Here is a 26,412-nt window from a genome sequence, read left to right on the forward strand (position 1 = left end):
GACCGGAGCCCTGGGGACCACTTGGGGACCACTTTGGGACCACACGAGATGAGCGCGTATGAGCGCCCATGGGCGAAAACGGACGTCTATGTACGAAGTGAACACTGACGGTGCCTCACCCTCGGAGGCGTGCTGCAGTCGGTTCGGCACGCCGGATCTCTTCAATGACCCTGTGGTGAAGGGTAGTTGAGCAACGGAAAAGCCGAGACCTTGAGGTCTCGGCTGTCGACAATATTTGAACCCCTTAACCTCGCGCTTTCACGAGCAGCGCTGTCCGAGGCGTGATCAAAAGAACGAGGAGTGCCGCTGACCTGGGACGATTGGACTTGTCTAGGGTCATGATCGTCATCAAGAAAGCTGCACTCCTCAGGTGAAGAAGCGTAGCGGGTTGTATCCGAGTGTCCGCGTCGAGGGCGATGGTCGCGGGGTGGTCTCGCAGTCCGGCGCCGTGCTGCTGGTCGAGACCGCCCGCAAGGCGGGGCTGGACGCGGCGCTGTCGGCGGCGCTGACGCCGTGGCGCAAGCAGCGGGCGGTTCATGATCCCGGCAAGATCCTTCTGGACGTCGCGCTCGCCGTGGCCCTGGGCGGGGACTGCCTGGCCGATATCGCGATGCTGCGGGCCGAGCCCGCCCTGTTCGGCCCGGTGGCCTCCGACCCGACCGTCTCCCGCCTGGTCGACACCCTGGCCATGGCCGGACCGCGAGCGCTCGCGGCGATCCGCCGGGCCAGGGCCGAAGTCCGCGAGCAGGTCTGGCGGTTGGCCGGCAACGCTGCCCCGGACGCGGGCGGCGAGGTGATCGTGGACATCGACGGGGTCCTGGTCCTGGCGCACTCCGAGAAAGAGCACGCCGCCAAGACCTGGAAGAAGACCTTCGGCCACCACCCGCTGTTCGCGTTCGTCGACCACGGACGCGATGGTTCCGGGGAACCGGTCGCCGGCCTGCTGAGACCGGGCAACGCGGGCAGCAACACCGCCGCCGACCACATCGAAGCGGCCCGTCTGGCGCTGGCCCAGTTGCCGAGGAAGCACCGGCGCGGACGCCGAACGCTGATCCGGACGGACTCCGGCGGGGGCACCCACAAGTTCCTCAACTGGCTCACCACACGCGGCCGATGGCTGTCCTACTCGGTCGGGATGACTATCACCGATGCGATCCACCAGGCCGTGCTCCTGGTCCCGGCCTCGACCTGGACGGCGGCCGTCGAGCCGGACGGCGAGGTCCGTGACGGCGCCTGGGTCGCCGAGCTCGCCGGTGACGTGCTCAAGGGCTGGCCGAAGGGGATGCGGCTGATCGTCCGCAAGGAACGGCCGCACCCCGGAGCCCAGTTGCGCTTCACCGACGCCGACGGCATGCGGCTCACCTGCTTCGCCACCAACACCGCCCACGCCCCGATCGCGCACCTGGAACTGCGGCACCGCCAGCGGGCCCGCGCCGAGGACCGCATCCGCGCCGCCCGTGACACCGGACTGCGCAACCTGCCCCTGCACGACGCCGCCCAGAACCAGGTCTGGCTGGAGATCGTCCAGATCGCGCTCGACCTACTGGCCTGGATGCCGATGCTCGCCCTGACCGGGTCCGCTCGCCGGTGGGAGCCCAAGCGCCTGCGGCTGCGGCTGTTCTCCGCCGCCGCCCAGCTGGTCACCACCGGCCGCCGCTGGCACCTCCGCCTCGCCCGCCACTGGCCCTGGACCGACCTGATCACAGACGCCTTCGCACGCCTGCAAGCCCTGCCGAACCCCGGCTGACCAGCGACAACACCCCGTCCCGACGAGCACCCGCCACTTTCCGGAGCCGTGGAACCCGGCGCCCACCCGACGCGACAGCCGGGCCCTCGCCATACCCGTCGGCAGAACACCCAGCCCAGCCAAGCAGAAACGGCCCGCCAGCCAGGCTGACGAGCCGTCATGCAAGATCGAGGCTAACTGGGGGTCAAGGGGTCGCAGGTTCAAATCCTGTCGTCCCGACCAGCGTTTTCGCAGGTCGGAGGCCGTTTTCGCAGTGATGCGGAAACGGCCTTGACGCGTTTTCGGGGCCGTGTGAGTGGACGTTAAGTCCCTTTTCTCTCGGCTCGTGATCGCTCGTTCGTGTGAACGTTGGCCGTACTGGCGTGCCAGTCGTGGTTCGGGTGATGTTCTGCGGCGCATGGACAGACGGGCGTATCCGAGCGACTTATCGGACGAGCAATGGGCGTTGATCGAGCCGATGATCACGGCCTGGAAGCAGGACCGGGTGGCGCGATCGGCGACCGGGGATCCGGGGTCCTGTGATCTGCGGGAGATCGTGAACGCGGTCTTCTACCAGAACCGGACGGGCTGTCAGTGGCGCTACCTGCCCCATGACCTGCCGTCCTGGTCGGCGGTGTTCTACTACTTCGGCCTGTGGCGCCAGGATGGGCTCGACCAGCGGATCCAGGAACTCCTGCGTTGCCAAATCCGGGAGAGGGCCCGCCGATTAGAGGACCCGTCCCTCGTGATCATCGACACCCAGTCCGTCCGCGCGGCCGCCGGTGTTCCGAAGAGCACCACGGGACTGGACGCGAACAAGAAGGTGTCGGGCCGCAAGCGGGGACTGGCCGTCGACGTCATGGGGCTGATCATCGGTGTCGTCGTCCTGGCCGCCTCCGCCCACGACAACGCCGCCGGCACCGCCCTGCTCGACCAGGCCGCCGAACGGTGCGGGATGCGTCTGGAGAAGGCCCTGGTGGACCAGGGCTTCAAGGACGAGGTCGTCATCCACGGTGCACTGCTGGACATCGACGTCGAAGTCGTCCGCCGCAACCCGGCCGACCAGGGCAAGGGCTTCGTCCCGCAGCCGAAACGGTGGGTGGTGGAGCAGACGAACGGCACCTTGATGCTGCATCGGCGCCTCGCCCGCGAGTACGACCACCGGCCCGACACCTCCGCCTCACGCGTCTACTGGGCCTCCACCGCGAACATGACCCGCCGCCTCACCACACCAGCCCCGGCCTGGCGCGACACCCTTGGACTGGCCGCGTGAACGTCGCCGAACTCCTGGCAGACCTCCAGACCCGGCAGGACGAGGCCGCCGCCCGGGCCGCAGAACTACGGGTCCGGATCGAAGAGCTCGCCGCCGACCTGACCGAGACCGAAGCGCGGCTCACGGACCTGGCCACCACCCGAAAGATCATCGCGGAGGTCACGCCGGCAGGAGCCGAATCCGAACCACCCGAGACGAACACCACCTACCAGGCAATCGTGAATGCCTTCAACCAGCACCCCGACCAGGCATTCCGGGCACGCGAGCTGCACAAACTCCTCGGCATACCCACCGACGAGGCGTCCGTCAACATCACCCGCAGCCGCCTCGGACGCCTCACCCGCCAAGGCTTCCTCACCCAACCCGGACGAGGCCGCTACCAGAAACGGACTTAACGTCCACTGAGTGCATGGTGATATCGGGGATCTGGGATGGATCTTCTCGCCCTTCGGGCGTAGGCATCAACTTGCCTTCTGTGTCGGATCCTTGTCCGTGGTGCGTTGCCTGGGGATCCGGGATGCGTGAGTCCCGGGTGTTCTCGGGCGGGGGAGCCGGATGGGGGGCGCCGGCTGGTCGGCGGTGGTGAGGGCGCGGTCGATGGTGTTGACGGCGTCGCGGGCGGCCTCGGTGGTGAGGTGGCCGTAGATGTTCGCGGTGGTGGACAGGGTGGCGTGGCGCAGGGTCTTGGAGACGACGATGAGGGGGACGCCTGCGGTGATGGAGATGGTGGCCGCGAGGTGGCGAAGGTCGTGGACGGTGGTGCGGGGGACGTCGAACTCGCGGCAGAGGTCGTGGAAGTGGTTGAGGACGTAGGCGGGGTGGAGGGGGCGTCCGTCGGGGTGGTGGAACACGAAGCCGCCGTGGCCCGCGTGGGAGAGCGACAGGTCCTTGTTCTCGGCGCGGTGGCGCAGGGCGACGCGCGGGGAGATGGCGACCCAGGCCTTGCTGGATCGGGTCTTCGGTGAGGTGAGGATCAGGCGGTTGTTGTCGATGGCGGAGAGCGTGTAGCGGATGTAGAGGACGCGTTCGGGCAGGTGGACGTCGTTCCAGTGCAGGGCGAGGGCTTCGCCTTTGCGGATGCCGGTGCCGATGAGGACTTCGATGAGGCCGGCGAAGGCTGGGTTGGTGGCTCGGCATCAGTCCAGGAACCGGATTGCGTCCTGCACGGTCCAGATCTGCCGTTCTGCCGTTCTGCCGCTGTGGGCCTCGGGATGACGGTGGGGCGGGCGGAGTTGTAGGGGAGCCGGCGGTGGCGGACGGCGTCGCCGAGGGCGCTGGAGAGCGTGGCGAGGCAGCGGTGGGCAGTGACCTGGCCACGTCCGGCGGCGAGTTGGGTGTGGGTGAAGCGGCGATATGGGAGTGACCCAGGTCGTCGAGCCTGATCGTGCCGAGGGCGGGGATGAGGTCGTGGGTGACGTAATCGCGGTAGCGGACGTAGGTGGTGGGCTTGAGTGCGAGCTGCTTGTCCTTGAGCCAGGTCGTGAGGTAGTCGGCGAGGGTCTGGTTGGGGTCGGCGCGGTAGCCGGCGGCCTGGCCATCGATCATCCGGCGCAGCCCTGCTCGGGCGGCTTCGGCGGTGGGGTAGCCGCCGCGGCGGATGTTGTTGCGACGGCGGTCGGGGGAGGGGAGGTCGAGCGAGAAGGTCCAGGTGCCGTGATCGGGATCGGTGGCGAACTCGGGGCAGTGGGCTGCGAGCTGCTTGCCACCCTGGTCGCGGCAGCCGCATCGGCGGTATATGTGCCCGGTGTGGGCTGCGGAGCGCATGGTGATCACTTCCAACACGGGTCGTGCGAACAGCCATGCTCATGATCTCCTGGCGGGCGTCAGCAGGCGGTGAATCCCGGCCCTCACGCCTCACCCACAAGCGGGTGAAAGGGGCCTCTGACCTGGGGCGATCCCTTGTCGTGGCGACAAGTGCACCTGTCATCGGCGGGCGATCTCGATGACGGATATGGGGGTGCAATAGGGCGAGCTGGAGATCCCGGCCGAGCTCAAGGAGATCGTGACCGGTGTCTTCGGCCTCGACCAGCGGCGGATGGCCCGGCGCGCGGCGTTCACGGGGACGGGATCGTTTGGATCGCTCACCCCCGGCCGACCTCGAAAGCAGTACAACTTCCCCAACGGTGACGGTAGGGCCAGCGGGCAGCCATCGCCGAGTTCGGCGGCTCCTGCCTCGACGCCGACACGGAGACCTTCAGTGCCAAGCACCAACTGCCGCAGGCGCAGGTCCGCATCGTGGAGCATCGACCACCAGCTCGAGGAGTGGCAGGAGAAAGAGCGCCGGATCCGTGTCACCGGGCACGAGGCGCAGGCCGACCTGTCAGAGCCAGTCAGGACGGCCTGCGCCTCTCCTTCTTACGGGCAACCGCGTGGGCAGGTACCACCGGGAGCATCGTGCCGCGTTGGAGCGGGAGTTGGGCGAGGGCGCGGTGCGCCCGGGGGCTGCGGCAGCACTCAAGGCGCTGATCGAATCCCTCCGTTCCGCTGAGAACACCAGAACAACCGTCCGTGTGCTGGCATCCGTGCTGCACATGCGCTGTAACCGGATCTTCGCCGCCGATCCCCGGCGGCTCGAGTTCCTGACCCATGAACCGTGCGAGCGGTCGGGTGGCGGGCCGTGGTGTTCGCCGACTGCGCCACTCGTGTGAAGCCGGCGGCGTGGCTGTCTGCCTGGTCAGGGCCGCGGCCGCGGCGGAGCGGTTGTGGGCTGGGGAATCCGGCTGATAACCGAGCCGATCAGCGTGCCGATGGAAACCCCGAACATGGCGGACACTGCTGCGAGCACGGCGTGTGCCCCGTTGCCGACCTCGATCTGTGCGGTGTTGAGCAGGCCGAAGGAGCCGGGCACCACGACCCAGAATGCGGGAAGGTACAGCACCTGCCAGGATGAGCCGCCCCATAGCCAATGCGCGACGGTGGCCGCAGCCGCGGCGGCGACCGCGCCGGCCAGGCCGCCCACTGCCGCGCCGTTGGCGGAGCCCACCGTCACCTGGACGGCGGCCGCCACCGCGATCACCGCGACGATCCACGGGATGGCCGGCGGTGGCGTGTTGACGTTGATCACGAGCCCGGCCACGGCGAGCGCCAGTCCCAGGCAGATCACCCACCAACTGGGTGTGGCCACCTGGGTGTCGGCCAGCGCGGAGACGGGAACGCCGGTGACGGTGGCGGCGGCCACCACGCCGGTGAGGAAGAGCGCCAGTTGCACGGAGCCGGATACCAGCCTGGCCGTTCCGGCGCTGGCCGCACCCGCAGCGATCTCCGACAGTCCGGTCACCAGAAGAGCGCCCGGCAGCAGGATCGCCAGGGTGGCGACGATCGTGCGCAGCGGACCGTCCAGCAGTGAGACCCGGGCTGCTCCCAGCACGAGAACGGAGACGAGGAAGCCGGCGGTGACCGGCAGCAGTGGCCGCAGCAGCGGCAGCCGGCGAGCCGTCATGGTGAGGCCCGCCACGAGCAGCGAGCCGATCGCGGCGGCGAGGACGTTCGAGGCCACCGGTTGCAGGTAGAGACAGAGCCCCACCCCGACCGGCACCATCCCGAGGTCCGCGACCCAGGCGGGCCAGCGCGCCGGTGCCCGGCGGATCGCGTCCAGGTCGCGCAGCGCCCGGTGCCCTTCGAGTCCGCCCGCGCGCAGCCGGTGCACCACGTCGAGGAGGTCGGCCGTCTGCTCGAACCGCAGTGCGGGGCCGACGGGCTCGAACGCGGTTGCGTCGTCCGCGCTCAGCGCGACGAACAGCCCGGTGGTCAGGGCGGCGACCCGCACATCGGGCGCTCCCAGCGTCCGTCCGAGCCCGCGCAGCTCCTCCTCCACATCGTGGACGGGCAGGCCGCCGCTCAACAGGCCTGCACCGAGTTCGAGCAGGAGGCGGCGCCGCGGGTCGGCCGGGGAGTCGGGACCCCGGTCTGGCGGAACTGTGCTGAACATGGCGCGTACGGTCGCGTGCAACCTTTTTCCGTTTTCTACGTGTACGGGGCCGCCTTGGTGGCGATGCGGCGGCTGTGAAGCAATGCGCATCGGTCACAACTGGCCGATGCGCGACCGGTACGCCCGGGGCAGGGCCACCCGCACCGGTGACTGACCACCAAGACAAGGCGAGAGCCGAGTGCTGTCAGAAGTCCGTCATGAAGATCTCCTCGTGATCCGGGGCGCGCTGTGTGCGTCGCTCAGCCGAGATGACGGCCCCGGCCAGGCCGATGTTCAGAGGGAAGCCGCGACGAAGATCGCTGCGCCGACGCCGAACCGGGCCTCACTGGCTGCGATCAGTCGCCGTAGGCGTGGTGCGCCTACGCAGTCGGCGGCGGGAGGGCAGGGCGGTCCGTCCCAGTCGTTCGACGGCCTGGTGCAGATCGCGGGTTGGGAAGCCGAGCCGGGTGCGCCACGGGACCAGCAGAGCCGTGGCCCGAGCGGCGCGCAGCATCCCGGTCGCTACCGTCGCGGGCCGACCGGGCCGGCCGTAGAGGTCGTGGGCCCACGAGGGCATGAGCGAGTAGCCGAGGCGGGAGGCCGCGCTCCAGATGGGGCGCAGCGCGCGGTGCGGCCCGTGCAGTGGTGGGCGGGAGACGAAGCGGTGGATGTCCAGTGCCTCGGCGGAGGCGGTCAGCACGGGCCGCATGCCCGCCAGGTAGTCCTCCAGGTCGGCGACCGACCCGGGGGCATCGCCGGGGGCGAGCCCTATCAGTGCCGCGATGCGCCGCTGTTCGCGGACGTAGTCGTCCGCTTGCTGGGCGCGAAGCGGCAGGCCGCCTCGTTGGACGGCGTGCAGGTTGGACCTGACCAGCGCGCAGTGGACCCACAGCAGGAGGTCCGGGTCGTCGAGCCGGTGCACCGCGCCGCTGCGCGGATCGTGGATGCGCAGCCGCTCGTGCACGGCCCGCACCCGGGCGCCGGCCTGTTCCGCCCGGGCACGGGTGCCCCAGGTGGTGGCGACGATGAAGGAGCCGGTTCCGAAGAGCCGGCCGAAGGGGTCCGTCTCGAACGAGGAGTTCTGGACGATGCCGAGCGCCGCGAGGGGATGCAGCGCCTGCAGGTGGAGTGCGCTGATCCCACCGGCCCACATGGCGGGATCGGCGTGCAGGTGCCAGGTCACCGAGGACGGGCCGAATAGCCCACAGTCGGCGGTGTCCCGGCTGGTCGGGGTGGCAAGGGTCTTCACGGTCGGCCTTTACTGCTCTGCCCGGGCAGGGATTTCCTGCACCCGCCGTCTTACGGACGTGTGCAGACACTGGTTCACAGCGACGAATCGCCGGTCACCGCGGGGTCGATCTCCTCAGATCAGCAGCAACTCTTCCTCCCCTGGTCAGGTACTTCAGTGCTCGAACGGCTCCGGCCGCGAGAGTGCTGACCTGCCGGCGGCTACGGCACCGAGTCTCTTTGACTTTGTAGCTCCCATCAGGCGGCGTGCGGCAGCCCGCCCGGAGGGCGACGCCAGTGGGCGGTGGGGTCCGCAGGCCGGCGGCGGCCCTCGGGGAGGGCGGGCGGCTGGTCGGTGCCCACCAGGTCGATCACCCACAGCACCCGCCGGGCGACCCGCAGCACGGCCCGCAGTTCTGACGGATCGATGCCGAGGGCGTGGCAGATCCGCTGATTGCTCCAGCCGGCCCTGACCAAGGTGGCCGCGACGGCGGGTCGGTCCTGGCTCCGGACCCGCACCGGCTCGCCGTACTGAAGCCGGGCCGGCACCCCGGCGGGCAGGCCGCGGAAGTTCTGCACCTGCTTGAGCAGCCCGCGGCGCTCCTGTCCGGTGAGGCCGCCCCACACGCCGTACAGTTCGCGGTCCCGGACCGCCTGACGCAGGCACCTGCGGCGGACCGGGCAGGCCCGGCAGATCTGCTTGGCCCTGGTCACCCGGGCTTCGGCAGGGGTCCGCCGCCGCCGCGGTTGTCCGGAAAGAACAGCTCCGGGTCTACGCATCGGCAGGCGGCGTCGGCCATCGGGTCCTCGCCGGCCCGGTCCGCCGGCCAGAGCCCGGCGTGCGTTGGGGCACCGGACATGGAACTCACCCTTTCGAGAGGAGGCTTGGACAGCGGAGAGCACGGCGGCCGGTCAGACGGCGCGCGCCGCTCCCGGGGTTGCTCAGTAGCCGCTGCCGCTCTGGGCGGCGCTGGCGGCGGGTGTGGCTGCGGGGGCCTTCTTGCCGGTGGGCGTGCTCCCGAACCAGGTGCAGCCGACGCCCTGGCCCTTGGTGTCGCCGGGCTTGGCGTCCGAGGCGTAGCGGTAGAGCGGCCAGCCGCCCAGGGTGAGCGGCTTGGTGCCGTCGGTCCGGGTCACGGAGCCGATCAGCGCGCTGTCGACGCCCTGTGCCCGGATGTGCTCCGCGGCGGGCACCGGCGGCCAGGTGGTGTGCGCAGGCACCGGTGCAGTTCGAGGCGGAGGATTGGCAGGGTCCTTGTCGAACCGGTAGAGCGTGTTGCTGTCGGCGTCGGTGACGATCGGTCCGAGCGTGTTCGATCCGGCCGCCACGAGCGCCGGGCCGCCGGAGGCCGCGGCGGACGATGGCGAAGCGGTCCCCGAGGTGCCGTCGGACCCGCAGGCGGCGACCAGAGTCAGGGCGGCGGCGCCGGCGACGGCGAGCAGGGCGGTCCGGCTGAACGTGGGCATGGTGGCCTTCCTGGCTGACAGGTAGTGGGAGGTACGGGGCGGTCTTGGTCGTCGCCCGCATCCCCCCTAACGGGCCGAATGGTGTCGGGTCTCAATCCGTTCGGAATTTCTTCGCCGAATTCGCGTACCCGTCCGGGAAAAGCGCCGCTACCGCGGCAGGCCGTGCTCCTGGAGCGCCAGGCGTAGCGCGCGGATGGCGTAGAAGCAACGGGACTTGACGGTTCCTTCGGGAATTCCGAGCAGCTGCGCGGTCTCGGCGAGCGAGCGGTGGTTGAAGTACAGCTCGGTGAGTACGGTCCGGTGCGCTTCGCTGAGCGACGCCAGGGCCTGGCGGACCGACCAGTTGTTCAGCAGCCGGTCGATCTCGTCGCCGAGCGCGGACTTCTCCGCGAAGACGGAGAAGTCCGGCGCACCCACCTCGGTCGGCCGGCTGCCGCGGGCCCGCAGGTGGTCGATGAGCAGGTTCCGGGCCACCCGGTAGAGCCACGGCAGCGGCGTGCCGTGGTCCGTGGTGAGGATCTCCGGGTGGTGCCAGGCCCGGACGAAGACCTCCTGGGTGAGGTCCTCCGCCAGCTGGGCGTCGCCGAAGGTGCGCTTGACGATGTAGCTGTACACGGCCGGCTGGTACGTGGTCAGCACGGCGCGGAACTTGGCGTCGGTCATCCGCGTCCCGGTCGCGGGAGCGGCCTGGGGCTGACGGGCGAGCTGGGTCATGAGGGTCCTCTGATGCGGTGATTGCTGGCCTCTCTGGCGAGTCATACCGAGCCTCCCGGCTGCCGTGATCGCGCACATCCGCCAAGTGGCTCCGCAAGCGCGCGGTCCGCGCCGTTTCGGCGAGGTGACGGCACGTCCAGGGCGCCGCTGTGCGCGACGAACGGAGGATTTCGCGGGTCCAACGGTCGCCCGTTCCTCCCGGTGCACCGGCGGCTGAGCCGCGAATAGGCCTTCATCGCCGCGCTGACCTGCGACGATGTGCCAGTTGGCGGGGTTCCGTGACAGTGTCGTTCAGCGGGCGCCGCCACCGCACGCGGCGGTGGCCGGAAACGCGGAAACGGCCCGGTCCAGTGGACCGGGCCGTCCCCTTCCTCAGAGGCGGAGCGGGTTCAGACGGGAACCGACACCAGCCGGCGGCCGTCCGCGGTGCGCACCTCGAAGTGGTCGAGCTGCGGCCGGGTCAGCGAGGTGCCGCCGTGGACGACCAGCGGATCGGGGTGACCCGCGACGCCGTACCCGGGCGACGGCACCGACCAGTTGGTCACCGGCTCCCGCTCGCCGCTCTTGGACACCGCCACCAGCGAGCAGACCAGCGGCCCGTCGACGCCGCTCAGCTGGAGCGCGACATGGGTGCCCCAGGCCTTGTCCTCCAGGCCGACCGCCCCCGTGACGCCGGTCACCGCGTCGGTGGCGGTGTGCTGCTCACCGGTCATCATCAGCATCGCGGCCGGGCTGGGCATCGAAGTGGCCGGGCCGCCGGCCACCGGCCGACCGGAGCCGGACCACAGCGCGACGAAGGGCAGCGCGACCAGCAGCGCGGCGGCAGCGGTCAGCGCCGCCACGGTCCGCCAGGTCGCGCGGTGCCGCTCCCGGGCGACGTCCCGCAGCAGCTCGTGCAGCAGGTCGTCACCCGGCGGGCCTGCGACCGGCGTGCGGCTCTCGCCGGCGACGGCGGGCTCCAGCGGCTGCCCGACGAGCGGGAGCAACAGGTCGCGCACCGACTGGAAGGATCCGATCTCGCTCAGGCACTGCTCGCAGCCGAGCAGGTGCTCCTCGAACCCGTCGGTCTCCGGCCCGTCCAGTCCGCCAAGTACGTAGGCGCCCAGGTCGGCGCAGGCGGGACTCCGGTTCACCAGGTCGACTCCTGCTCTTCGATCGCGAGGACAAGGCGGTGCAACCCGTAGTACAGACGGGACTTCACCGCCTGAGGCGGAACGCCGAGGGCCTCCGCGGCCTGCTGCACGGTCCGGCCCCTGAGGAAGGTCTCGACCAGGGCATCCCGGTACTCGGACGGCAGTCCGGCCAGCGTGTCCGCGATGGCTGGCGGCCCGACGGGCGGCCGGGCGGGCTCGGGCTCGGCCGGGGCACTGCGGCGCCTTCGCAGCAGCCCGAACCGCGGGCGGGCGGCGGACCGCCGACGCAGCTCATCGGCCAGCCGGCCGCCGATGTCGGCACCGGCCGGAGCGGCCGGGCGGCGCAGAGCGCCCATCAGGGCAACCCGGAGCAGCGAACCGGCCCGCTCCCGGTCGCCGTCTGTGCGTGCGAGGGCCAGCGGATACGCCGCAGCGGCGTGCCGCGCGTACAACTCGCGCACCAGCCGCTCCTGAGCATGCTTCATCAGCCTGACAATCTTCCGGGGCAGCGGTGGGAGCGCGCGGTCGGGCCGCCTCCCACTCGACGTCCTCTCACCTTACGGACAGGCCAGGCGTCCGGTTCAGCGTGATCCCCGTCATGGTCTCGCCACGTCGCTCGCGCCACCGGTCGGCGGCAGGCGGACGTCCGGCCGGTGTCCAGGACCATCCCCGCGTGAGTCTGACAATCGGTTGAACGGCTCTCTTTCCAGGTCAAGGGCGAACCGACAGGGCAGGACAGCGGCCAGCATGCGGAAGACCATGACGAGGCTCGCCGGCTTGAGCGCGACGGCGTTTCCTGCGCAAGGCGGAGAAGAAGCTCAAGGCCGCGCAGCGGGAGCTGTCCCGTAAGGCCAAGGGCAGCAGGAACCGGGCCAAGGCCCGGCGCAAGGTCGCCAAGGCGCACGCCAGGGTGGCCGACAGCCGCATGGACTGGCTGCACAAGCAGACCACCAGGATCATCCGCGAAACCCAAGCGGTGTCCCTGGAGGATCTGAACGTGCGCGGCCTCGCCCGGGGCCGTCTGGCCAAGTCCGTCCACGACGCCGGATGGGCCACCTTCCGGCGACTGCTCGAAGAGAAAGCGGCCCGGTATGGGCGCACCGTCCACATCGTGCACCGCGCGCTCCCGTCGTCCCAGCTCTGCTCGGAGTGCGGGCACCGTGACGGACCCAAGCCCCTCGCGGTGCGCGAGTGGGCCTGCCCGGCGTGCGGTGTGCTGCATGACCGTGATCTCAACGCTGCTCGCAACATCCTGGCCGCCGGGCAGGCGGACAGGCTAAACGCCCCTGGAGAGCCGGCAAGTCCCGGTGTGGCGATCCCACGCCAGGCACGGCCCGTTGAACGGGGAACCCACCTCGGCGACCTGCGACCCACGGGTGTCCGTGCCGCAGGCGCGGGAGGAATCCCCCGGCTTTAGCCGGGGGAGGAAGTCAATCAGTCGCCGAACCGGATCGAGGCGATCTTCTTGTCGAAGCCGATCTTGGAAAGGTCCAGGATGCTGCTGGTCACGACGGCCGAGGTGCCGGTGCAGTCGCGGCCGGTCCAGATCTTGACCGGGCCGCCGCTGAGGTCCAGGGACAGCGCCAGGTCACCGCGGCCGGTGTTCTTGCAGCCCGGGCCGGCGATGTTCTCGGAGGCGTCGGGCTCGGTGAAGTTGAGGCCGCTGTCCAGGGTGACCACGTCGTTTCCGAGGGCCACCGGGGAGGTAACAGGGCTGGACGGCGCGGCGGCGCTCGGCGTACCGGTGGGAGCGCTCGCCGGCGAGGAGGCGGACGCGGAGGCGCCGGCGCTCGGCGTGGCGGAGGAGGGCGCGCCCGTACCGTCCGTCGGGCGCAGGACCTTCCCACCGTGCGGGGAGGCCGCGAACCAGGTACCGCCGACACCTTCGCCGTTGGCCTGCCCTGCGGCCGTGTCCTTGCTGAAGCGATAGACCGGCCAACCCCCGATGGTGACCTGACGGGTTCCGTCGGCGCGGTCCACGATTCCGATCTCCGAGGTGGGCACGCCGTCGACGAAGATCCGCGAACCGGGCTGCACCAGGGCCGGCGGCCAGGTGGTGGCGCAGGCGTCGTGGCAGTTGGACTTGGACGGCTTCGCAATGTCCTTGTCGAACCGGTAGAGCGTGAAGCCGGCGGCGTTGTGGACGACCGTTGCGGTGGCAGCCGTCCGGCGACTTGACGGCACCGGTCCGCGAATTCCTCAACCGCGCCCCAACTCCGGCATGTGAGGTAGGTCACCCAGGGGCTCGGCCAACTGCCGCGGACAGGAACGCCGTTGGGGCGCGGTCTCCCTCGGGGTGAGCCTGCTGGTCGCCGGCCTCGCCGTGGTCGTCCCGCGCGGGCGCCGGCGCGGTTGACGGCCCGGACGGCTCTTCGGGCAATGAGCCCCTCCACTGCCTGAACCCGAGCCGGTGCACCGCCGTAAGGGTGGGCATGCGCCGGCCGGGAGAGCCCGACCGAGCGGATGCTGGATCAGAAACACGGAGGCTGCACAGATGTCAACGGAAGTCCGTCAAACCAGCGGGGAAGAGGGGTCGCGCAGCCTGCCGCCGGTGACACCGGAACGGGTGCTCGCCGGGCTGGCCCTGGCCGTGCCGGTGGTTACGGTGCTGTGGGTCTCCTCCTACGCCAAGCTGACGCCGACGGTCGGCGGGATGCCGTTCTTCTACTGGTACCAGATCCTGTGGATCCCGGTGTCGGCCGTGTTCACCGGTGCGGCGTACCTGCTGGTCGGGCGGGACGAGAAGCAGCGCAAGGCTGTCCGGGGCGGTGATGTGTGATGAGCAATCACGTCAATGTGCCGGCCCTCGTGGTGTGCGTGCTGTTCTTCCTGCTGGTGACGGTGCTCGGCTTCCTCGCCGCGCGCTGGCGCAAGGCGGACAACGCGCTGCACCTGCACGAGTGGGGCCTGGGCGGGCGTTCCTTCGGGACGTGGGTCACCTGGTTCCTGCTCGGCGGTGACCTGTACACCGCGTACACCTTCATAGCCGTCCCGGCGGCGATCTACGGCACGGGTGCGGCGGGCTTCTTCGCGGTGCCGTACACGATCATCGCGTACCCGCTCGTGTTCCTGTTCCTGCCCCGGCTGTGGTCGGTGGCCCGGGTGCACGGCTATGTGACCCCGGCGGACTTCGTGCGCGGGCGGTACGGCTCCAAGGCGCTGTCGCTGGCGGTGGCGGTGACCGGCATCCTGGCGACCATGCCGTACATCGCGCTCCAACTGGTCGGCATCCAGGCGGTGCTGGACGTGCTCGGGGTCGGCGGCAGCGGGAACTGGTTCATGAAGGACCTGCCGCTGTTCCTCGCCTTCGCCGTCCTCGCCGCGTACACCTACTCCTCGGGTCTGCGGGCGCCGGCGCTGATCGCCTTCGTCAAGGACACCCTGGTGTACATCGTGATCATCGTCGCGGTGGTCTACCTCCCGATGAAGCTGGGCGGCTACGGGCACATCTTCGACGCGGCGGCGACCAAGTTCAGCACGGTCAGCCCCGTCACCCACAAGCCGACCGGCTCGATGGTGACCGGCCCGAACGCCCAGTGGGCGTATGCCACGCTGGCGCTCGGCTCCGCGATGGCGCTGTTCATGTACCCGCACACCGTCACCGGTGTGCTGGCCGCCAAGTCGCGCAAGACCGTGCGCCGGAACATGGCGCTCCTGCCCGCCTACTCGCTGATGCTCGGCTTGCTGGCGCTGCTCGGCTTCATGGCGATCGCGGCCGGCGTGGGCAAGGACGTCAAGGGCTACAACGCCCAGCTCGCGGTGCCTCAGCTGTTCGACCAGCTGTTCCCGGGCTGGTTCACCGGCGTGGCCTTCGCGGCGATCGGCATCGGCGCGCTGGTCCCGGCGGCGATCATGTCGATCGCCGCGGCCAACCTGTTCACCCGGAACATCTACAAGGAGTTCCTGAAGCCGAACGCCACGCCCGAGCAGGAGACCAAGGTCGCCAAGGTCTCCTCGCTGCTGGTCAAGGTCGGCGCGCTGGCCTTTGTGCTCAGCATGGACAAGCAGTTCGCGATCAACCTCCAGCTGCTGGGCGGCCTGTGGATCCTGCAGACCCTGCCAGCCGTCGTCGTGGGCCTATTCACCCGGTGGTTCCACCACTGGGCGCTGCTGGCCGGCTGGGCGGTCGGCATGGCCTACGGCACCTGGCAGGCGTACGGGATCGCCACGCCCGCCACCAAGCACTTCGGCGGCAGCACCACGCTGATCCCGCTGATCGGCCAGAACGGCTACATCGGCCTGACCGCCTTCGTGCTCAACCTCCTGGTCGCCGCCGTGCTCACCGTCCTGTTGCGCCTCGCGCGGACTCCGCAGGGCACCGACGAGACCAGCCCGGAGGACTACCGGGCTGAAGCGGAGGCGCCCGAGCCGACGCCGGGTCCGGCCCCGGCCATGGCCGACTGACCCGCTGCGGCGGGCCGGGTGCGGCGCCCGCACGGCGCCACTCCCCGGCCCGCCGGACTCGGCAGAACCCGGTCCGGACGCGATTGACCTTCCGTGCCACCGCTCGAACAGATCCTGGTGGACGAGGCCACGAAGTTCGACGCCGGGTCGGCTCCTGACGGACCGGGACCGGCTTTCGGCCACGGGCTCGCGGGCAGCAGCATCGCGATGCCGCCCGCGACGACGAGCGGTGCCTGGGTGGTCGCGTCGGTGAGGAAGAGCGCCGTCGCCGTGGCGGTGGCCACGGCTCCCCCCGGACCACCCGGAAGGACGTGGCGTGGCTGCGCGCGCCGCTGGATCCGCTCCTGGTTCGGGCACCGGCGCTCGCGGTCGAGCTGTTGCACCGTGCCACCGCCACCGCGGGCGAGAACTTCCGGGACTTTGACGTCGAACTCGCCCGGGCACTGCTCTGGGCCAGTCTGCCAGCGGAGGCCGAACACGCACCCACGGTAGCGGGTCGGCGCAGAGGACGCGCCGCGTCGGACGCCCTTGGCGACGAAGATGCAGTGACAGGCCGTCGACCGAAGTCCCGAGTCCGTGCCGGTCGGCGCAGATCACCGTTCCCGCAGGTCATGGACGCGGCTGAGCTTGCCGACCGAGTGCTCCATGGTCTCGGGGTCGACGACCGCGACCTCGAGGGTGACGCCGATGCCCTCCTTGACGCTCCCGAACGGAGTGCGGGGCGGAAGCCGTCGGCGCCGCGCGACCTTTCTTACGGACGGAACAGCACCGCCGTCCTTACTTCCTCGACCGAGAGCCGTGCGTGTGCGGGGCTCGCACCGACGCCGGCCAGAACCTCGGGAAGCTCGGTTCGGACGTCGACCGGAGTGCTGCCCGGAGTGAGTGCGGCGCGCAGCCGGCTGTCGGAAGAGCTGGCTGACTTCTGTTCCGGACCGCTCAGTCGGCGTTGCGCAGGGCGGCCATCAGGGCCAGCTGGTCACGGTCGCGGGCCGCGCTCAGCTGGCCGTGGGTCCGGTCGCCGTAGGCCTCGCGCACCTGGGCGTTCAGGGTGGCGACGGTGGCCTCGTCCAAGGACGGCTTGCCGAGCAGCTGCCACAGCATCTCCATGCCGGAGCCGAGGTGCTTCAGGAAGTGCTCGAGGCCGCCGGGGCCACCGCCGAGATTGAAGGTGAGGAACGGGCCACCGGCCGCCCAGCGCGGGCCGATCGAGCTGGTGACGATCGTGTCCAGGTCCTCGAGGCCGACGACCCCGGTGGTGACCAGGTGGACGGCCTCGCGGAACAGCGCGGACTGCAGGCGGTTGGCGACGAAGCCCGGAATCTCCCGGCGCAGGATCAGCGGCTGCTTGCCGACCTGGCGGTAGAACGCGGCGGCGTCCGCCAGGGTGCCGGCCTCGGTCTGCTCGCCGGGCACGATCTCGACCAGCGGGATGAGGTGCGGCGGGTTGAACGGGTGGCCGACCGCGACTCGGCCCGGGTCGGCCATCCGCGCGGTAAAGTCGGTGGCGCGGATGCCGGAGGTCGAGGAGAGCAGAAGGGTGCCGGGGCGGGTGGCCGCCCCCAGCCGGGCGAACAGCTCCTGCTTGAGGTTCAGGTCGTCCGGGCCGCTCTCCTGGACCACGTCGGCGTCGGCGACGGCCTTCTCCAACTCCGGCTCGAAGACGAGTCGCGCGGTGAGGTCATCGGTCGGCAGGCCGAGCGCGGCCAGCGTCGGGGTGAATGCGGCGAGCTGGGCGGTGACGTACTCCTCCAGGTCGTGGCGCGGGTCGCTGACCGTGACGTGCAGGCCGTGGGCGAGGAAGAGGGCGGCCCAGGAGGCGCCGATGGTGCCGGCGCCGACGACGGCGACGCGGGAGAAAGTCTTCGAGGTGCTCATGTGATTGCCTTTCGCGGCGGGGAGGATGTCAGGCCCATATCCGAGCCACCAGCGACGCGGATCCGCCGAGCGCGTACCCGAGGGCGCTGTAGGTGATGAACGGGAACTTCCGGTGTTGCGGACGGACATTCAGGAAGAGCCCGCCCGCGATCAGGAGCATCGCCACGGAGTAGACGAGGCCGACGGGGGCCCGGTCGAATCCGGCGTACGCCAGGACGGTCACCGCGTACACGGCCGCGTTGACCATGAGGGCGGCCTGTGAGCTCCCGGCGGAAGTCTCGTCCGGATTCCTGCGCTCGGTGATCAGCAGGCTCGTGTTCATCAGCAGGACGCCGACGAAGAACATCGTGTTGCCGGTGTAGAAGTCGTTGACGAACAGGCCGCCGCAGAGATCACCGCTGAAGATGTCGGGGTCGCAGTACTCGTTGAAGGCAGCAGAGGCGACTTCGTGCAGGCCGTTTCCGGTGGCGTAGAAGTACACGCCGATGACGAAGAGGAGGAAGAGCCATGTCCCCTTCCCCGACCGCAGGGCCGCGAAGTCGCGGGGACACCTCGCGGAAGATCAGAGCCGGAATGATCACTCTGACGAGGATCGGTACGGTCATCTGCAGCAGCTCGTGCAGGCGCAGGAACCCGTAGGGCTGCAGCAGGACTCCGGGGGTGAAGGAGAAGCGCTCGACGGCGACGAGCACGACGGACAGGGAGGTGAGCGTGAAAAGCGGATTGATCCTGCTCATGGCGCGCACGGCAGCGGACCTTCCGGGGCTGGGGAGGTGACGGTGGGGTTTGCACGACGAGGGCTGATTGTCGGCTCGAGCCGGTCCGGGCGGACGGTGCGGCGCACGACCGGTCGCACCGGCTGGTCGGAGATCGGCCGGAAGGTCCAGCGGGCGAGCTCGTCGACCAGTGCCTGTTCCACCAGGTCCGGCGAGGTGAGGAGATACACCTCCCGAGGCCCGAGGCGGACCGGGACGATTTCTCCTCGGTGGAACGGACGGAGGCCACGAAGCCGAGCTGGTCCTTCAGTAACTGCGGCCCGTCCCCGGCGGGAGTGCGGTCGCCCTCCTCGGTGTTCGGTGTGCGCGGTGCCAGTGTCGCCGACATGCTCTCTCTTTCGTTCCGGGTGCCGCCGGCCTGCTTGACGGGTGGTCGCGGTGCCCGGTTCAGCCGGGTCCGGACCGGGTCTCGCGGAAGTGGCGTGACGCGGATCACCCGAGTTGTGCGGGTTCGGGTTGAGGAGTTCACCTGATTCTGCCGAGGAAGCCCGGGGCTTCAGCCTTGGGAGGGATCGGCTCCTTGTCTCGGAGCCGCGATGCGGCGGAGTGAGCTCCGGAGTTCTGGATGAGGCCGTTGTCAGTGGGCCTCGGTAGGTTGATCTCGTGCATCTCCGGTACTCGTATCGCATCTATCCGACGGCAGGTCAGCGTGCTGTGCTGGCCTGGAGGTTCGGGTGCGCGCGGGTGGTGTACAACGACGCTCTCGCGGCACGGAAGGAAGCCGGAAGGCCGGGCAGCCGTACCCCAGGAGCACGGATCTCCAGAAGCTGGTGATCACGGCGGCGAAGAAGACCCCGGAGCGGGCGTGGCTCGCTTCGGTCGGGGTGGACCCGCTGATCCAGTCCCTTCGGGATCTTGACACGGCCTATCGGAACTTCTTCGACTCGGTGTCCGGCAAGCGTGCCGGGCGTCCGGTCGGTCTGCCCCGGTTCAAGTCGAAGCGGGACAACCGGCGTTGCGGTTCACCCGTAACGGGTTCCGTATCCGTTCGAACGGGAAGCTGAACCTGGCGAAGATCGGCGATGTGCGGGTGAAGTGGTCCCGCTCGCTTGCCGCGGACCCGTCGTCGGTGACGGTCGTGCTCGATGCGGCGGGCAGGTATCACGCCAGCTTCGTGGTGGAGGGGGAGCCCGATCCCCTGCCGGAGGTGCCGGCCGAGATCGGTATCGACCTGGGACTGACCACCTATGCCGTCCTCTCCGACGGCAGCGTGATCGACAATCCGCGCTTCCTCCGTAAGGCGGAGAAGAAGCTCAAGGCCGCGCAGCGGGAGCTGTCCCGCCGGCCACCTCGGCCAGTGGGTCGACGCCGACAGCTACCCGGTCGCCGACGCCCGGCTCGCGGTCATGCTGCACACCCGGGGCCAGGACTGGTCCGGCGGGAGGAAGACGTACGCACCACGCGGCGGCGGCCGTGCGGGCCGAGTGCACCGCTTCCTGACGGTTGTCCGGTGGGGCGCGATTGGACAGACGATCGATGAGCGGGATACCTCTGCTGTGTGGAAGCGCACGTCGATCGTATGAACGGGAACCTCCCGGCGGACCTCACCAGCTTCGTCGGACGCCGACGCGAGCTCGGCGAGGCGAAGGCGCTGGCTCTGCGCAGTGTGGAGTTGCGCGCGCCGTTCCGGGATGCACTGGGGCTGGCGATGGCGGTCGACATCCTCGGGTTTGTCGCGGCGGCGGACGGGCGGGCGGAGTTCGCGGCCCGCCTGCTGGGTTCCACCGAGCCGATCTGGCAGTCCGTCGGCGCGCTGGAGTTCGGGTTCCAGGACATGGTCGCGTATTACGAGGAGGCGGTGCGGCGTTCGCGGGCCGAGCTGGGCGAGCGGCGTTCGCCGAGGCCTTCCACGCCGGGACCCGGCTGGAACTGGCGGAGGCGGTCCGGCTCGCCCTGAGCACCGGGGAACGGCCGACGGCCGCCGACCGGTCGGAGCTCAGCCGGCGCGAGCAGGAGGTCGCCGGCCTGGTGGCGCAGGGCCTGACCAATCGGGAGATCGCCGACCGGCTGGTGCTCTCGCACCGCATGGTCGAGACCCATGTCAGCCGCATCATGACCAAGCTCGGTCTCGGCTCCCGGGCCCAGCTCGCGGTCTGGGTGGTCCGCAGCGAGGGGTGAGCACGTACTCCGCCCGGACACCGATTACGTGTTCACCCGGTTGTGGGCCAGGCACCGCCCGGCGGAGGATGAGGGCCGGGAACGGGACCGCACCTGACGGATCGACGGCGCACCGGGCCGGCCCGTCACGTACCGCTGAGGAGTTCCGTTTGGACGCCGATTCCATCCTGCCGGAGCGCCGGCCGGGCCGCGCGGCCGACGCCGCCGCCCTGTTCGGCCGGGAGCGCGAGACGGCCGCGCTGCGGGACCGGCTGGCCCGGGCCCGGAGCGGTTCCGGCGGCGGAGTGCTCCTGACCGGCGAGGCCGGTGCGGGCGTGACCGGCCTGGTGGAGCACTGCCTGGCCGAGCCCGTCGGGGCCGGCGTGCAGGTCTGGCGCGGCGAGGCGGACGAGCTCGACCGGCGGCTGCCGCTGCTGCCCTTCCTGGAGTGCCGGACGGCGGGTGGCCGGGCGCTCTACCGCTCCAGCCCAGACCTGGCCGAGCTGGCCCGCAGCGCCGGCGGCGCGGTGTCGGTGGCCGCGACCAGCGGTCTGCTGCTGGAAGCGGTCGAGGAGCAGTGCGCGCGGGGGCCGCTGGTCCTGGTGATCGACCACGCGCAGTGGCTGGACGACGCCTCCGTCGCGGCCTGGCGCCGGCTGGCCCGGGCCGCCGGGGACCTGCCGCTGCTGTTGGTGGCCTGCGTGCGGCAGGGGCAGTGGTCCCGGCCGGTGGATTCCCTGGTGGTGGCCGGCCGGCTGGACGGTGACGTGATCGAACTCGGCCCGCTCGCACCGGACGCCATCCTGGCGCTGGCCCGCCACCGGCTGGGCGCCGCGCCGGGCGAGCGCCTCGTCCGGCTGCTGTCGCAGGTCGGCGGCAACCCCCGCTACCTGCTGGAACTCCTCGACGTCCTGGACCGGCAGGGCCTGCTGCGCCGTACCGCGACCGCGGTCGAGGTCGTCGAGGGCGAGACCGAACCGGCCTTCACGGAGCTGGCCGCACTCCGGCTCGCGGAGCTCTCGCCGGGCGCGGCGCAGGCCGTCCGGGAAGCGGCGCTGCTCGGGCGGCGCACCCGGGTCTCGGACCTCGCGACCGTCACCGGGCAGCCCGCGACCGCCCTGCTGGCCGGGGTACGGGAGGCCGTCTCGGCGGGGCTGCTGGCGGAGACCGAGACGGGCCTGAGTTTCCGTCACCCGGTGCTCTGGCGCGGCATCCGCGAGAACGTCCCGGCGGTGCTGCGCTGGTCGATGCACGCCGACGCGGCGCGTCGGCTGGCCGAGGCCGGCGCCGACGCCGGCCAGGTCGCCGAGCACCTGGAGCGGGCCGGGCCGGTGCTGAGCCGGTGGGCCGTCGGCTGGGTCCGCCAACAGGCGTCCGTGCTGGTCGAGCAGGCGCCGCAGGTCGCCGTACCGGTGCTGCGCGCGGCGGCCGGAGGGGAACAGCTCGACGACCGGGACACGGCGCTGCAGGCCGCGCTGGCCCGGGCCATGCTGCGCACCCGGCGCTACACCCAGGCGCTGGAACTGGCCCGCGACATCCTCGCCTCCGCCGACGACCCGGTGCTGACATCCGAGCTGGCCTGGGACCTCGCCCGCAGCCTCCACCTGGTTGGCGGCCACACCGAGGCCGGCCGGCTGTGCGCGGAGCAGCTCGCCAGAGACGGCGTTCCGCTCGCACTGCGCGCCCGGCTCGGGGCCTGCCTGGTCTACGCGCTCGTGGTGCCCGGCGAGCCCGTCCCGGCTCGGCTCGCCGCCGCCGAGGCCGCCGCCGAGGCCGCGGCGCGCGCGTCCGGCGACCACTGGGCGCTGGCCGGACTGGCGCTCTGCCGGGCCGTCGCGGCCCGGGCGAACGGCCCGGCCGAGCGGGCTCTGGCGCTGCTGAAGGAGGCCGACGGCCTGCTGGGCGGCAGCGAGGACGGCCGGCCCGAGCTGCACGCGGTGGTGCTCTCCGAACTGGCCGACCTGCTGGGCGAGCTGGACCGGCGGACGGAATCGGACGCCGCGCAGGCGCGCGCCAGGGCCTCGGCCGCACGCTCGCGCACCCATGACGGGCGCTGGACGGCCGTGGCGGGCTTCGCCCTCCATATGCGCAACGGCGACTGGTCCCTCGGCGGGGACGAACTCGCCGAACTGTGCCGCCCGGACGAGCCGCAGCCGATGCTCAGCGCGCACTGCGCCCTTGCCGTCCAGCAGGCCGTCTGCGCCGAGCCGGAGGCCGCGTCCGAGCAGCTGCGCCGCGCCCAGCAGATCGCCGGCGGCCGGGCGGTGGGCCGGGCCGCGACGCTGCTCCGGGTCGCCGAGGCGATGGAGGCCGAGCGCGCGGGCGAACCCGACCGGGCACTGCGGGCGCTGGAGGGCGAGCTGACCGCGGGGCGCGTGGCGGGCGCGGCGTACCGGCTGCTCTGGTGCCCCCGGGCGGTACGGCACGCTCTGGACTGCGGGCACCGCGAACTCACCGAGCGGTTCGTCGAGTTCGCCCGGCAGACGGCGGCCGTGGAGCCGGTGCCGCACCGGGCCTGGCTGCTGGCCTGGTGCGAGGCGCTGGTCGCGGTGGACCCGACCGAGCTGGGTGCCGTCGCCGAATACCTCCGCTCGGCCGGGCGGCGCACCCAGCTGGCCTGGGCGCTGGAGGACCTGGCGGCGGCCCGGGCGGCCACCGGACGGATCGCCGAGGCCCGGCCGGCCCTGGCCGAGGCACTGGAGCTGTACCGGGGCATGGGCGCGCTGGCCGAGGCCCGGCGGGCCGAGCACCGGCTGCGCGCGACGGGCGTCGACGCGGTCGTCCGGCACCGGGCCGGGCGGCGGCGGGCTGCGGCCGGCTGGGAGGCGCTGACGCCCACCGAACTGACGGTGGCCCGGCTGGTCGGCCAGGGTCTGTCCAACCCGGAGACCGCCGCCCGGCTGGGCGTCTCCGCGCGAACGGTGCAGACCCACGTATCCAGCATCCTGACGAAGCTCGGCGCCACCTCCCGGGTTGCCATCGCCCGGGAACTCGCCCTCCGCGCCGAGGGTCCGGGCGCGCGCTGAGGCTACCGGGCGTCGGCCGGGACGTGCAGCGGGATCTCCACCCGGGAGCGCAGCTGGAGCTTGGTGAGGATTCGTGAGACGTGGGTCTGGACGGTCCGACGCGGCAGGTTGAGTTCCGCCGCGATCTGCGGGTTCGACCTGGCCCGCGCGGCCAGCCGGGCGATCCGCTGCTCGGTGGCGGTCAGGGACTCCCAGCCGCGGTCGGGCTGTTTTGCCGGGGCGTCCACGCCGCTCGGGATGCCGAGCCGGTGGCAGGCGGCGGCCGCTTGGGCCGTGGCAGCCTCGGCCGCCTGATGGTCGCCGACGGCCGTGAACGCGCGCGCCGCGTCCTGCAAGGTCTGGGCGTGTTCCAACGGTCGCTCGGTGCGCTGGTAGTACGCCGCCACGTCGAGCAGGGTGGCCGCGTCGTCGGCGAGCATGGCCGCGCAGTGCGCGGCGGCGTGCTGCCAGTGCGCAACCGGGCGGGGCTCCGCCTGGGCCCGGCACAGCCGGGCGGCGTCGGCGGCGGTGGCCCGCTCTCCGGCGGCCAGCGCGAACCGCACCAGGTGGGGCAGCAGGTGGAAGCGCAGCCGCTGCTGGTGCATCAGCTCGGGGCGGTGGAACTCCAGCAGAGCGGCCACCGCCCGGCCGGGCTCCCCGGCCCGGTCCGCCGCCACCGCCCGCGCCAGCCTCGTCCACTGTCCGAAGTCGAGCAGGTACCCCTCCTCCTGCGGCATGTCCGCGCACTTGTCGAGGTGCCGGCGAAGCGCCGCCTCGTCGCCGCGGTGGGCCGCGACCACGGCCAGCATCCCGTGCAGCGTGTAGAGCTGCCAGTTCTCGGCCGGGCTCTGCTCGGTCAGGTGCTCGGTGTCCGCCAGGAGTTCGTCCCAGCGGCCCTGGTGGTACCGGAGTTCGGCCAGGTTCATGGTGGTGACGAACGGCGCGACGCCGCCGTTGGCCCCGATCAGGCGGCGCATCGAGTCGACGGTGTCGGCGAGATCGGCGGTGCGGTCGAGCCAGTGGAGCAGACCGAGCCGGCCGCCCAGCGCGATGGTCAGCATGAAGCGCTGCGACGGGTCGCGGCGCAGCGCGTCGACGGCTTCGTCGTACCGGCGCAGCGCCAGATGCGGGTCGGCCGATGCCGCGAACTGCGCGCTGTACCAGCCGCCGAGACCGACGGCGAACCAGGCCTCGCAGGACCGGCCCAGCGTGATCGCCAGCTCGGCGTGGTGCTCCGCCGCCTCCTGGCGGCCCACGTTGTCCTCAGTCGTGCTGCGGACGGCATGGAGCGCCGCGCGCCACTTCGGTGGGAGGTCGCCGCGGCCGAACAGCCGGTCGGTTAGGTCGTTCGCCTCGGCGAACCGTGCCCCGCGCTGAAGGCAGACCGCGAGCTGGTAGCCGGCCTGGCCGATCGTTTCGGGGTCGGCGGCGGAGTCCAGCAGCCGCCGGCAGTGCGCCTCCACCTCATCGTGCCGCTGCAGGCGTTGCAGCGCTGTGAGGACGGCCAGGTGCACCGGGCCGCCCGGTGCCGCCGGATCGACCAGCGGGGACAGTAGCTCGACGGCGACCGCGGGCGTGCGGTTGACCAGCGCCTCGGTGTGCTCGTGCAGCCAGCCGTGGGCCCAACTGCCTTGCGGGGCATACGAGTCCGACCCGGCGGCGGCCTTGGTCAGCTGTTGCAGCACGCGGTCGAGCGGGGCGCCGGCGGCCTCCAGCCGCTCGGCCGCCTGGGTGTGCAGCCGGGCCCGCAGCGGGAGCGGGATCTCCTCGTACAGCTGTTCCTGGAGCAGTGGATTGCGGAACGCGGTCACCGTCCCGTGCTGGGCGAGCAGGCCGACGCCCTGCGTCGTGGCGAACAGCGGGGCCAGCTCGCGGGCCGAGCCGTCCAGCACGGCCAGCGCCTGATCAGTGCCGAACTCCGGACCGAGCACGCTGAGGGTCTGCAGGAACTCGCGCTGCTCCGGGCTGAGATGGCTGATCCGGTTGCGGACCGCGCCGGCCAGCGTGGCGCCGGCCAGTTCCTTGGTGAGGTCGAGGGCCTGGCCGTCCGCGCCCGGCTGGAGCAGGTTCTCCCGGCCGACGTGGGCGAGGATCTCGACCGCGCAGAGCGGGCTGCCGCCGGTGGCCAGCAGCAGCCGGGAGAGCCTCGGGCCCGGGGCGGCGCCCAGCCGGTGGGTGGCGAGTGCGGTCAGCGCGGCCGGGGCGAGCGGGCCCAGACGCAGCGTCGGGCCCTGGCGTCTGGTGTGGCCGCGGCGCAGCGCGTCCACGGCGGGGGAGTCGGCCCTGCTGCGCACCGCGCCGATCAGCAGCAGGGGAAGCTCGCCGGCACAGCGCGCGAGCCGCTGCCACCACACGGCGCTGGTGTCGTCGGCCCACTGGAGGTCGTCGACGGTGAGCACCACCGGTCCGGCCGCACAGGCGGTCTCCACCAGGTCCAGCAGCCGCTCGACCAGGGCGGGGATGGCGTCCTGGTTCGCTCCCGCGCCCACGCGTAGCAACTGACGGATCTCCGCGCGGGCGACGTCCTCGCCGCGGCGGTGCACGCCCAGCGCGTCGAGCACCGGCAGCAGCGGGAAATCGACGGCGGCCTCGTCGCAGCAGCCGCGCAGCACCGTGCAGCCGGCCGGCCGCGCCTGTGCTTCGAGCGCCTCCACCAGCGTGGTCTTGCCGCTGCCGGGCTCGCCCTCGACCAACACGGCGGCGCCGTAGCCCTGGCGGGCGCGGGTGAGCAGGTCCGCCAGGCGGGCCAGCTCCGTGTCACGGCCGAACAGCGGTTCGTCGGTTGCCGTCATCGTCTTCTGCCCGCCG

Annotated in this window: 24 protein-coding genes and 1 pseudogene; 12 read left to right on the forward strand and 13 right to left on the reverse strand. The window is 71.5% G+C overall.

Features of this window, described 5'->3' with window-relative positions; genetic code table 11:
• The first annotated feature begins 370 nt into the window (after positions 1–370).
• The 3 genes from F7Q99_RS21670 to F7Q99_RS21680 all read left to right on the forward strand — a co-directional run bounded on the left by F7Q99_RS21670 (position 371) and on the right by F7Q99_RS21680 (position 3,394).
• A complete protein-coding gene (locus F7Q99_RS21670) occupies positions 371–1,747 on the forward strand; it encodes an IS1380 family transposase (RefSeq protein ID WP_326846949.1) in 1,377 nt (458 codons plus the stop codon).
• A 397-nt stretch (positions 1,748–2,144) separates the two neighbouring features.
• Entirely contained in the window at positions 2,145–2,999 is an 855-nt protein-coding gene (locus F7Q99_RS21675; RefSeq protein ID WP_153463757.1) for an IS5 family transposase, read from the forward strand.
• Positions 2,996–3,394 (forward strand): hypothetical protein, encoded by a 399-nt coding sequence (locus F7Q99_RS21680; RefSeq protein ID WP_326846958.1) that lies wholly within the window; start codon positions 2,996–2,998, stop codon positions 3,392–3,394. Before F7Q99_RS21675 ends, F7Q99_RS21680 begins: the two co-directional genes overlap by 4 nt.
• Positions 3,395–3,460: 66 nt before the next feature.
• Here the strand turns inward: F7Q99_RS21680 and F7Q99_RS41285 are convergent, their stop codons facing one another.
• Together F7Q99_RS41285 and F7Q99_RS43700 are read right to left on the reverse strand one after the other, a co-directional pair.
• A complete protein-coding gene (locus F7Q99_RS41285) occupies positions 3,461–4,102 on the reverse strand; it encodes a site-specific integrase (RefSeq protein WP_326847241.1) in 642 nt (213 codons plus the stop codon).
• A gap of 307 nt (positions 4,103–4,409) precedes the next feature.
• Positions 4,410–4,763 (reverse strand): annotated as a pseudogene (locus tag F7Q99_RS43700) (hypothetical protein); the annotation flags it as partial.
• A 605-nt stretch (positions 4,764–5,368) separates the two neighbouring features.
• Between F7Q99_RS43700 and F7Q99_RS43705 the strand changes: the two are divergent.
• A complete protein-coding gene (locus F7Q99_RS43705; RefSeq protein WP_407697814.1) occupies positions 5,369–5,647 on the forward strand; it encodes a lantibiotic dehydratase C-terminal domain-containing protein in 279 nt (92 codons plus the stop codon).
• A gap of 26 nt (positions 5,648–5,673) precedes the next feature.
• Here the strand turns inward: F7Q99_RS43705 and F7Q99_RS21690 are convergent, their stop codons facing one another.
• From F7Q99_RS21690 to F7Q99_RS21720, 7 genes are all read right to left on the reverse strand, one after another.
• Entirely contained in the window at positions 5,674–6,927 is a 1,254-nt protein-coding gene (locus tag F7Q99_RS21690) for a threonine/serine exporter family protein (RefSeq protein WP_195911139.1), read from the reverse strand.
• Positions 6,928–7,249: 322 nt separating this feature from the next.
• On the reverse strand, positions 7,250–8,155 hold the full coding sequence (locus tag F7Q99_RS21695) for an oxygenase MpaB family protein (protein ID WP_326846959.1): 906 nt from the start codon (positions 8,153–8,155) through the stop codon (positions 7,250–7,252).
• 236 nt (positions 8,156–8,391) lie between these two features.
• A complete protein-coding gene (locus F7Q99_RS21700) occupies positions 8,392–8,847 on the reverse strand; it encodes a WhiB family transcriptional regulator (RefSeq protein ID WP_326846960.1) in 456 nt (151 codons plus the stop codon).
• A 228-nt stretch (positions 8,848–9,075) separates the two neighbouring features.
• Positions 9,076–9,600 carry a hypothetical protein gene (locus F7Q99_RS21705; protein WP_153463898.1) on the reverse strand — a complete coding sequence of 175 codons (525 nt, stop codon included), beginning with the start codon at positions 9,598–9,600 and terminating at the stop codon, positions 9,076–9,078.
• A 147-nt stretch (positions 9,601–9,747) separates the two neighbouring features.
• Positions 9,748–10,314 (reverse strand): sigma-70 family RNA polymerase sigma factor, encoded by a 567-nt coding sequence (locus F7Q99_RS21710; RefSeq protein ID WP_195911140.1) that lies wholly within the window; start codon positions 10,312–10,314, stop codon positions 9,748–9,750.
• Positions 10,315–10,703: 389 nt separating this feature from the next.
• Positions 10,704–11,447 carry an anti-sigma factor family protein gene (locus F7Q99_RS21715; protein ID WP_153463904.1) on the reverse strand — a complete coding sequence of 248 codons (744 nt, stop codon included), beginning with the start codon at positions 11,445–11,447 and terminating at the stop codon, positions 10,704–10,706.
• Positions 11,444–11,932 (reverse strand): sigma factor-like helix-turn-helix DNA-binding protein, encoded by a 489-nt coding sequence (locus F7Q99_RS21720; RefSeq protein ID WP_153463906.1) that lies wholly within the window; start codon positions 11,930–11,932, stop codon positions 11,444–11,446. Before F7Q99_RS21720 ends, F7Q99_RS21715 begins: the two co-directional genes overlap by 4 nt.
• A gap of 311 nt (positions 11,933–12,243) precedes the next feature.
• On the opposite strand from F7Q99_RS21720, the gene F7Q99_RS21725 reads away from it, so the two are divergent.
• Positions 12,244–12,864 carry an RNA-guided endonuclease TnpB family protein gene (locus F7Q99_RS21725; protein ID WP_153463908.1) on the forward strand — a complete coding sequence of 207 codons (621 nt, stop codon included), beginning with the start codon at positions 12,244–12,246 and terminating at the stop codon, positions 12,862–12,864.
• 17 nt (positions 12,865–12,881) lie between these two features.
• Here F7Q99_RS21725 and F7Q99_RS21730 read toward each other — a convergent pair whose 3' ends face one another.
• Positions 12,882–13,631, reverse strand: coding sequence for a COG4315 family predicted lipoprotein (locus tag F7Q99_RS21730; protein WP_153463911.1), 750 nt, complete (start codon positions 13,629–13,631; stop codon positions 12,882–12,884).
• Between the two features lie 367 nt (positions 13,632–13,998).
• Here F7Q99_RS21730 and F7Q99_RS21735 point away from each other — a divergent pair, with 367 nt between their 5' ends.
• Together F7Q99_RS21735 and mctP are read left to right on the forward strand one after the other, a co-directional pair.
• Entirely contained in the window at positions 13,999–14,226 is a 228-nt protein-coding gene (locus tag F7Q99_RS21735) for a DUF3311 domain-containing protein (protein ID WP_326846961.1), read from the forward strand.
• Positions 14,226–15,851, forward strand: a complete 1,626-nt coding sequence (gene mctP, locus F7Q99_RS21740; protein ID WP_153463918.1) for a monocarboxylate uptake permease MctP — start codon at positions 14,226–14,228, stop codon at positions 15,849–15,851. The genes F7Q99_RS21735 and mctP overlap by 1 nt, the downstream gene beginning before the upstream one ends.
• Positions 15,852–16,787: 936 nt before the next feature.
• On the opposite strand, the gene F7Q99_RS21745 is transcribed toward mctP, so the two are convergent.
• Positions 16,788–17,726: a 3-hydroxyacyl-CoA dehydrogenase NAD-binding domain-containing protein gene (locus F7Q99_RS21745; protein WP_153463920.1), complete on the reverse strand. Its 939-nt coding sequence runs from the start codon at positions 17,724–17,726 to the stop codon at positions 16,788–16,790.
• 28 nt (positions 17,727–17,754) lie between these two features.
• Entirely contained in the window at positions 17,755–18,207 is a 453-nt protein-coding gene (locus F7Q99_RS21750; RefSeq protein ID WP_153463923.1) for a hypothetical protein, read from the reverse strand.
• A gap of 949 nt (positions 18,208–19,156) precedes the next feature.
• On the opposite strand from F7Q99_RS21750, the gene F7Q99_RS43200 reads away from it, so the two are divergent.
• From F7Q99_RS43200 to F7Q99_RS42680, 5 genes are all read left to right on the forward strand, one after another.
• A complete protein-coding gene (locus F7Q99_RS43200; protein ID WP_326847242.1) occupies positions 19,157–19,276 on the forward strand; it encodes a helix-turn-helix domain-containing protein in 120 nt (39 codons plus the stop codon).
• 181 nt (positions 19,277–19,457) lie between these two features.
• On the forward strand, positions 19,458–19,982 hold the full coding sequence (locus F7Q99_RS43205) for an RNA-guided endonuclease InsQ/TnpB family protein (RefSeq protein ID WP_153463927.1): 525 nt from the start codon (positions 19,458–19,460) through the stop codon (positions 19,980–19,982).
• Positions 19,983–20,021: 39 nt separating this feature from the next.
• Entirely contained in the window at positions 20,022–20,399 is a 378-nt protein-coding gene (locus F7Q99_RS41300; protein ID WP_230210277.1) for a hypothetical protein, read from the forward strand.
• Positions 20,396–20,620, forward strand: coding sequence for a response regulator transcription factor (locus F7Q99_RS42675; RefSeq protein WP_268267636.1), 225 nt, complete (start codon positions 20,396–20,398; stop codon positions 20,618–20,620). Before F7Q99_RS41300 ends, F7Q99_RS42675 begins: the two co-directional genes overlap by 4 nt.
• 149 nt (positions 20,621–20,769) lie before the next feature.
• The gene (locus F7Q99_RS42680; RefSeq protein ID WP_195911141.1) at positions 20,770–23,625 is read left to right on the forward strand and encodes an ATP-binding protein; all 2,856 of its coding nucleotides are present in this window, start codon (positions 20,770–20,772) and stop codon (positions 23,623–23,625) included.
• A gap of 2 nt (positions 23,626–23,627) precedes the next feature.
• Here F7Q99_RS42680 and F7Q99_RS21775 read toward each other — a convergent pair whose 3' ends face one another.
• Positions 23,628–26,396 (reverse strand): ATP-binding protein, encoded by a 2,769-nt coding sequence (locus tag F7Q99_RS21775; protein WP_195911142.1) that lies wholly within the window; start codon positions 26,394–26,396, stop codon positions 23,628–23,630.
• Positions 26,397–26,412: the final 16 nt, after the last annotated feature.

This window comes from Streptomyces kaniharaensis (assembly GCF_009569385.1).
Classification (GTDB): Bacteria; Actinomycetota; Actinomycetes; order Streptomycetales; family Streptomycetaceae; genus Kitasatospora; species Kitasatospora kaniharaensis.